A 7,538-nucleotide genomic window follows, 5' to 3' on the forward strand; every position below is an offset into this window, starting at 1 on the left:
ACCACCGGATGCCGCCCGCCTGTCACCTCGAAGGCGCGGCTCGCGTCCACCTCCGGCCGGGTCCAGTCCGCACCGCGCGCCAGATCGGCGAGCCCGGCGGCGAGGTCGATCTCGGCGAGCGCCGCGGCCACCTGCCCGAGCGCGCCCGCCGCCTCCAGCACCGCGGCGCGCAGTCGGGCGAAAGCCGCCTTTTCCAGGTCGAGCGCGCGGGCGCCGGCGTTCAGGATGCGCGTCTCCAGCTCCGACAGCTCCACCGTGGTGAAGCGCAGCTGATTGGCCGTGGTCTGTCGGTGGATGAAGGTCTCCGAGAGCGGCGGCGCCATCATGCGCTCGGCGTGTGTCGCCGTCGTCTCGATGAAATAGCCGAGGACATTGTTGTGCTTGATCTTGAGCGAGCCGATGCCCGTCTCCTCGGCATAGCGCGCCTGCAGCCCGGCGATTATGCCCCGGCCCTCGTCGCGCAGCTGTCGCGTCTCGTCGAGGTCGGCGTCGAAGCCCTCCGCCACGAAGCCGCCGTCGCGGACCAGAAGCGGCGGCTCGGCGATCAGCGAGTCGGCGAGCAGATCGCGCAGCGCCTCCTGCCCGGTGAGCGCGTCGAGCGCCCCGCGCAGGAGATCGGGCAGATCACGGCCCGCGCAGAGCGCGGAGATGGCGGCGGCCTGTTCCAGCGCGCCCCGCACCGCGGCGAGGTCGCGCGGCCCGCCCCGGTCGAGGGACAGGCGCGAGAGCGCGCGGTCGAGGTCCGGCGCGCGGCGCAGCAGATCGCGCAGGTCACCGGCGAGCGTCGCGTCGCCCACCAGTGCGGCGACGGCCTCCTGCCGGGCGTGGATCGTCTCCAGCGAGAGGGAGGGCGCGCCGATCCGCGCTTCCAGCAGCCGCGCGCCGCCCGCCGTCACCGTCCTGTCCACCGCGGCGAGCAGGGAGCCCGCCCGCCCGCCGCCCATCGCGCGGGTCAGCTCGAGATTGCGCCGCGTCGCCGCGTCGATCTGCATGACGCCGCCTGCCGCCTCGCGCGCGGGCGGGCGCAGGAGCGGAAGCTGCCCCTTCTGCGTCAGCTCGAGATAGTCCACGAGCCCGCCCATCGCGGCGAGCTCCGGCCGCGTGAACATCCCGAACCCGTCGAGCGTGTCGACCCCGAAGAGCCGGGTCAGCCGCTTCTCCGCCCCCGTGCTGTCGAAGACCGATCGCGCGAGCGGCGTCATCGCGGCGCCGCCGTCGGTCACGATCGCGGCGCAGTCGGCCTCCAGCGTCTCGGGCAGGAGCACCTCCGCCGGGGCGAGCCGCGCAAGCTCCGGCCCGAGGCGCACGCGCGAAAGCGCCATGACGTGAAAGGCCCCGGTCGAGATGTCCGCCCAGGCGAGTGCGCCCTGCCCCTGCGCCTCCGCATAGGCGGCGAGGTAGTTGTGCCGCCGGGCCTCCAGCAGCGAATCCTCGGTCAGCGTGCCGGGCGTGACGAGGCGGATCACCTCGCGCCTGACCACGGCCTTGGCGCCGCGCTTCTTCGCCGCCTCGGGGCGCTCCATCTGCTCGCAGACGGCGACGCGGAAGCCCTTGCGGATCAGCGTGAGCATGTAGCTCTCGGCCGAATGCACCGGCACGCCGCACATCGGGATATCGTCGCCCCCGTGCTTGCCGCGCTTGGTGAGCGCGATGTCGAGCGCCGCCGCCGCCGCCGCGGCGTCGTCGAAGAACATCTCGTAGAAATCGCCCATCCGGTAGAACAGGAGCGCATCCGGGTGCTGCGCCTTGATCTCCAGATACTGCGCCATCATCGGCGTTGTGTCGGCCGCGGTCGTCAGCTTATACCTCCTGTCCACTTCAAGGACGCCTTGCCCCGCACCGGGGCGCGGGCGCATCTCCGGACGCGGTATCGCATATCCAATGATCGAGCCCTTTTCACTCATCGATCTGACCGGCCATGCCCCGGTGGCGCGCGGGGCCGAGCGCCGGGTCTATCTCCACCCCGACCGGGAAGACCGGGTGCTCAAGCTCATCATCCCGATCGCCGAACGCAAGCTCAATCCGCGCAGCATGCGCGGGCTGACGACACGTCTCTTTCCCTCGGTGCTCTACCGCTCGACCCTCGCCGAACAGAAGGAACAGGCGCGCGCGCTGTGTTCCTGGCGCGATGCCTGGGGCCGGCCGCCCTTCGCGCTGCACTTCGGCTTCGTGCCGACGAGCCTCGGCTGGGGCGCGGTGGCGCAGCGCGTCGCCAACCCGGACGGCGCGATCGGGCCGACCCTTCTGCAGCTCGCGCGGGCCGATGCCCTCGACGCGCGGGTGGTGGAGCTTCTGAACGACACGGTCACGCGCATCGTCCGCGCCGATCTCCGCGCCAGCGACCTGAACGCAAAGAACCTCGTGCTGGGCAGCCGCGGCGGGCCGGAGGAGGTGGTGCTCGTCGACGGCTTCGGCGACGTGCACGCCCTTCCGGTGCGCAACTGGTCGCGCCGCGCCAACCGCACGGGCCTGCGCCACGCCTTTGCGCGCATCGGGGGCAAGCTCGGCCTCGTCTGGCGCGACGCGGAATGGCGGTTCCACCTGCCGTGAGGGCGGCCTAGTGTAAAGCCCGGCCGCAGCGGAGGAGCCATGTCGAGGACCAAGTTCACCGAGGAGGAGGCGCTCGCCTTCCACCACGCGCCGACGCCGGGGAAATGGGCGATCACGGCGACGGTGCCGATGACGACCCAGCGCGACCTCAGCCTCGCCTATTCGCCGGGCGTCGCGGTGCCCTGCCTGCGCATCGCGGAGGAGCCGCAGGCGGCCTACGACTACACCAACAAGGGTAACCTCGTCGCCGTCGTCTCCAACGGCACCGCGGTGCTCGGCCTCGGCAACCTCGGCGCGCTGGGCTCCAAGCCGGTGATGGAGGGCAAGGCGGTGCTCTTCAAGCGCTTCGCCGATGTGGATTCCATCGACCTCGAGGTGGACACCGAGGACGTGGATGCCTTCGTGGACGCGGTAAAGCATCTCGGCCCCTCCTTCGGCGGCATCAACCTCGAGGATATCCGCGCGCCGGACTGCTTCGTCATCGAAGAGCGTCTCAAGGAAGCGATGGACATTCCCGTCTTCCACGACGACCAGCACGGCACGGCGGTGATCTGCGCGGCGGGTCTGATCAACGCGCTGCACATTTCGGGCAAGCGGATCGAGGACTGCCGCATCGTGCTCAACGGCGCGGGGGCGGCGGGCATCGCCTGCATCGAGCTTCTGAAGGCGATGGGCGCCCGGCCGCGGAACTGCATCGTCTGCGACACCAAGGGCGTGATCCACAAGGATCGCACCGAGGGCATGAACCAGTGGAAGTCGGCCCATGCGATCGAGACCGACCTGCGCACGCTCGAGGAGGCGATGGCGGGCGCCGACGTCTTCCTCGGCGTCTCGGTCAAGGGCGCGGTGACGCCCGCGATGGTCGAGAGCATGGCCGACAACCCGGTGATCTTCGCCATGGCGAACCCCGACCCGGAGATCACGCCGGAAGAGGCGCACGACGTGCGCCCCGACGCGATCGTGGCGACCGGGCGCTCGGACTATCCCAACCAGGTGAACAACGTCCTGGGCTTCCCCTATCTCTTCCGCGGCGCGCTCGACGTGAACGCGCGGGCGATCAACGAGGAGATGAAGATCGCCTGCGCCGAGGCGCTCGCCGCGCTCGCGCGGGAGGACGTGCCCGACGAGGTGGCGATGGCCTACGGGCGCAAGCTGTCCTTCGGGCGGGACTACATCATCCCGACGCCCTTCGACCCGCGGCTGATCTGGCGCGTGCCACCGGCGGTGGCGAAGGCGGGCATGGACACCGGCGCGGCGCGCCGGCCGATCGTGGACATGGAGGGCTACCAGGCGAGCCTGAAGGGCCGCATGGACCCGACGGCGAGCATCCTGCGCGGCATCACCGAGCGGGCGCGGCGCGCGCAGGCGCGCATGATCTTCGCCGAGGGTGACGACGTCCGCGTCCTGCGCGCCGCGGTCGCCTATCAGCGGTCGGGTTTCGGCACCGCGCTCGTCGTGGGCCGCGAGGCCGACGTGCGCACCAAGCTCGAGGCCGAGGGCATGGGCGACGCGGTGCGCGAACTCACCATCGTCAACGCCGCGAACACCGAACACCTCGAGAGCTACAAGGCCTTCCTCTACGCCCGGCTTCAGCGGCGCGGGCACGACATGGCCGACATCCACCGCCTCGCCGCGCGCGACCGGCACGTGTTCTCGGCGCTGATGCTTGCGCACGGGCACGGCGACGGGGTGGTGACCGGCGCGACGCGCAAGTCGGCGCATGTGATGGAGCTCATCAACCACGTCTTCGACGCCGACGCGGGTCACGGCGCGGCGGGGGTCACGGCGCTTCTGCACCGGGGGCGGATCGTGCTCGTCGCGGACACGCTCGTGCACGAATGGCCCGACGCGGAGGATCTTGCCACCATCGCCGAACGGGGGGCCGCGGTCGCGCGTCATCTCGGGCTCGATCCGCGGGTGGCCTTCGTCAGCTTCTCGACCTTCGGCTACCCGGTCTCCGAGCGCGCCGAGAAGATGCACGGCGCGCCGCAGGTGCTCGACGTGCGGGGCGTGGATTTCGAATACGAGGGCGAGATGACCGTCGACGTCGCGCTCAACGCGCAGGCGCAGGCGTCCTATCCCTTCCAGCGGCTGACCGGGCCGGCGAACATCCTCGTGGTGCCGGCGCGGCACTCGGCCTCGATCTCGGTCAAGCTCATGCAGGAGATGGGCGGCGCGACGGTGATCGGCCCGATCCTCGCGGGCGTGGACGCCTCGGTGCAGCTCTGCTCGACCGTCTCGACGGCGAACGACATCCTCAACATGGCCGTCCTCGCGGCCTGCAAGGTGGGTTGACGGCCGCGCACACACCCTCCGTCGCCGATATCGCCGGCGGAAAATGCGCGCCCACCCCGATCCTGCGCCCGGCGGGCCGCGGCCCGGTCAAGGAGTCGCCGGAGTCCCGGATGATCCGGCCGGCGCCCGCGCAAAGGCGAGCGCCGCGCGAATCGCGTCGAGCCCGTCGGTCAGCGCCGCCGGGCCGGGCTGCAGGATGAGGGGGGACTTGATTTCGTGGATCCGGCCGGCGCGTACCGCGGGCACGGTGTCGAACCCCGGGCGCGCGGCGATCTTCTCGGGGCGGACCTTCTTGCCGCACCACGAGGCGAGGATCACCTCCGGCCCCGCCGCGATCACGCGCTCGGGGGCGATGATCCGGTCGCGCGCCGCGCCGCAATCGGCCAGATCCGGGAAGGCGTCCTGCCCGCCGGCGATCCCGATCAGTTCCGAGACCCACTTGAGGCCGGAGATCATCGGCTCGTCCCATTCCTCGAAATAGACGACCGGGCGCGGACCGCCGCGCGCCTCGGCCGCGACCGACTCCAGCCGGCGCTCGTAATCCGCGGCCAGTCGCTCGGCCCGGGCGGGCTGTCCGACCGTCGCGCCCAGATGCCGGATCATGGCGAGGATGCCGGCGACGTCGCGCTGGTTGTAGCCCGTCACCGTGACGCCCGCGCGCAGAAGCTCGGCGGCGATGTCGGCTTGCAGGTCCGAGAAGGTGAGCACCAGATCGGGCTCGAGCGCGAGGATCCGGGGGATATCGGCCGAGGTGAAGGCCGAGACGCGCGGCTTCTCGCGGCGCACACGCTTCGGCCGGACCGCGTAGCCCGAGACGCCCACGATCCGGTCCTCCTCGCCCAGAAGGTAGAGCGTCTCGACCGTTTCCTCGGTCAGGCAGACGATGCGCTCTGGCGGAAACCGCCTCATGTCGCGCGCCGCGCCCGTGCGCCGCCGCGGCGCTTGCGCGGTGGCATGGCCAGCGGCAGGGGTGCGGGCGGCATGCGCGTCGAGGCCAGAAGCAGATCGCAGAAGGCCGCCACCGCGGGCGAGCGCCGGGCGCAGGGCACGGCGCGCGAATACGCGAGCATCGCTTGCTGCCGATAGTCGCCGTCGCCCGGCAGCGCGCCCAGCCATTGGATGTACCCGAGCCGGGCAAGACCCGCCGCCCGTGCGGGCGGCATGGGGCCGAGGTCGAGTTGCGAGATCGTCCGGTCCAGTAGCATCGCACCCTCCGTGCAGGGGCGGGCATCGGAAGTCGGGGAGGCCGTCGGCCGGAAGGCCGCTGATCCCGGTCTCTCCGCTCCGGGGCACCCCGCCCGGGTCGAGATCACCGCGGCGCATCGCGCCGGAGATGGCAGGTCTCCTGGCTCGCGGGTCCTCGCTCTTCCGGACCTTCCCGGGCTGGCGCCCAGTGGCGTTCTCCGGTCTCGCTCGCCGCTCACAGTTGCGGGGGCAGCCGCGGACTGGCCCGGGGGCGCACCGCGTTCCCTTTTCAGTCGGTCCCGTGAGGACCGACACCATCGGACGAAGGATCGCACAGGGCGCACGCCCTGTCCATGCCGGCGCGCGCCTCAGAAATCGAGGTTCTCGACGTTGAGGGCGTTTTCCTGAATGAACTCGCGGCGCGGTTCGACCACGTCGCCCATGAGCTTGGTGAAGAGATCGTCCGCCTCGGCCATGTCCTCGACACGCACCTGAAGCAGGGTGCGCGCCTCGGGGTCCAGCGTCGTCTCCCAGAGCTGGTTGGGATTCATCTCGCCCAGCCCCTTGTAGCGCTGCAGGGAGAGCCCGCGTTCGCCCTCTTCGAGAATCGCCTGCAGGAGCCCGAGGGGACCGTAGATGTTCGACTGGCGATCCTTGCGGACGAGGTGCGCGGGGCGCCGGTAGATCTCCTGCAGCGACTCCGTCAGCCGGCCGAGCTTGCGTGCCTCGCCCGAACGCAGCGCCGGCCCGTCGATGACGCGCACCTCCTCGACCCCGCGCACCACGCGGGCGAGGCGCAGGCCCTTGTCCTGCGTCGGCCGTCCCTGCCAGCCGCGCTCGTATTCCTCGGCGATCAGGTCCAGCCGCTCGGCCACCCGGTCGGCCACGCCCTGAAGGTCGGCGTCGGCCCGTCCCTCCTCGAAGGCGCCGGCGATGGCGGCCTGTTCGAGGATGTGGCGCGGGTAGTGCGTCGGGAAGGCGTCGAGAGTGCGTCGCACCTGTCGCGCCTCCTGCACCACGCGCTGAAGGTCCGGCCCCGCGATCTCCTCGCCGCTTTCAAGGCGCAGGGTCGCGCCGTCCGTGCCCTGATCGATCAGGAAGTCGGTGAGCGCCGCCTCGTCCTTGAGATAGACCTCCGACTTGCCGCGCCCGACCTTGTAGAGGGGCGGCTGCGCGATGAAGAGATGGCCATGCTCGATGAGCTCCGGCATCTGCCGGTAGAAGAACGTCAGCAGCAGGGTGCGGATGTGCGCGCCGTCCACGTCGGCGTCCGTCATGATGACGATCTTGTTGTAACGCAGCTTCGAGACGTCGAATTCGTCGCGCCCGATCCCGGTGCCGAGCGCCATCACGAGGTTGCCGATCTCCTGGCTCGAGAGCATCCGGTCGAAGCGCGCGCGCTCCACGTTCAGGATCTTGCCGCGGAGCGGCAGCACCGCCTGCGTGCGCCGGTCGCGGCCGGTCTGCGCGCTGCCGCCGGCGCTGTCGCCCTCGACCAGAAAGAGCTC

General features: G+C 71.1%; 6 protein-coding genes and 1 riboswitch. Of the genes, 2 read left to right on the forward strand and 4 right to left on the reverse strand.

Annotated features, from left to right (window positions below):
• Positions 1–1,772 (reverse strand): DNA mismatch repair protein MutS (mutS, locus tag ACESL7_RS10515; RefSeq protein ID WP_372893283.1); only part of this gene is annotated, 1,772 nt, incomplete at its 3' end.
• A 109-nt stretch (positions 1,773–1,881) separates the two neighbouring features.
• On the opposite strand from mutS, the gene ACESL7_RS10520 reads away from it, so the two are divergent.
• Positions 1,882–2,550: a YrbL family protein gene (locus ACESL7_RS10520; RefSeq protein WP_372893278.1), complete on the forward strand. Its 669-nt coding sequence runs from the start codon at positions 1,882–1,884 to the stop codon at positions 2,548–2,550.
• Between the two features lie 39 nt (positions 2,551–2,589).
• The gene (locus tag ACESL7_RS10525; protein ID WP_372893279.1) at positions 2,590–4,845 is read left to right on the forward strand and encodes an NADP-dependent malic enzyme; all 2,256 of its coding nucleotides are present in this window, start codon (positions 2,590–2,592) and stop codon (positions 4,843–4,845) included.
• Between the two features lie 87 nt (positions 4,846–4,932).
• Here ACESL7_RS10525 and ACESL7_RS10530 read toward each other — a convergent pair whose 3' ends face one another.
• The 3 genes from ACESL7_RS10530 to ACESL7_RS10540 all read right to left on the reverse strand — a co-directional run.
• Positions 4,933–5,754, reverse strand: coding sequence for a cobalamin-binding protein (locus ACESL7_RS10530; protein WP_372893280.1), 822 nt, complete (start codon positions 5,752–5,754; stop codon positions 4,933–4,935).
• The gene (locus ACESL7_RS10535) at positions 5,751–6,050 is read right to left on the reverse strand and encodes a hypothetical protein (protein ID WP_372893281.1); all 300 of its coding nucleotides are present in this window, start codon (positions 6,048–6,050) and stop codon (positions 5,751–5,753) included. The genes ACESL7_RS10530 and ACESL7_RS10535 overlap by 4 nt, the downstream gene beginning before the upstream one ends.
• A gap of 113 nt (positions 6,051–6,163) precedes the next feature.
• A riboswitch (cobalamin riboswitch) is annotated at positions 6,164–6,362 on the reverse strand.
• Between the two features lie 36 nt (positions 6,363–6,398).
• The coding region (locus tag ACESL7_RS10540; protein ID WP_372893282.1) for a toprim domain-containing protein at positions 6,399–7,538 on the reverse strand (1,140 nt) is incomplete at its 5' end.

Origin of the sequence: Rhodosalinus sp., from assembly GCF_041685465.1 — a bacterium.
In the GTDB taxonomy this organism is placed as follows: domain Bacteria; phylum Pseudomonadota; class Alphaproteobacteria; order Rhodobacterales; family Rhodobacteraceae; genus Rhodosalinus.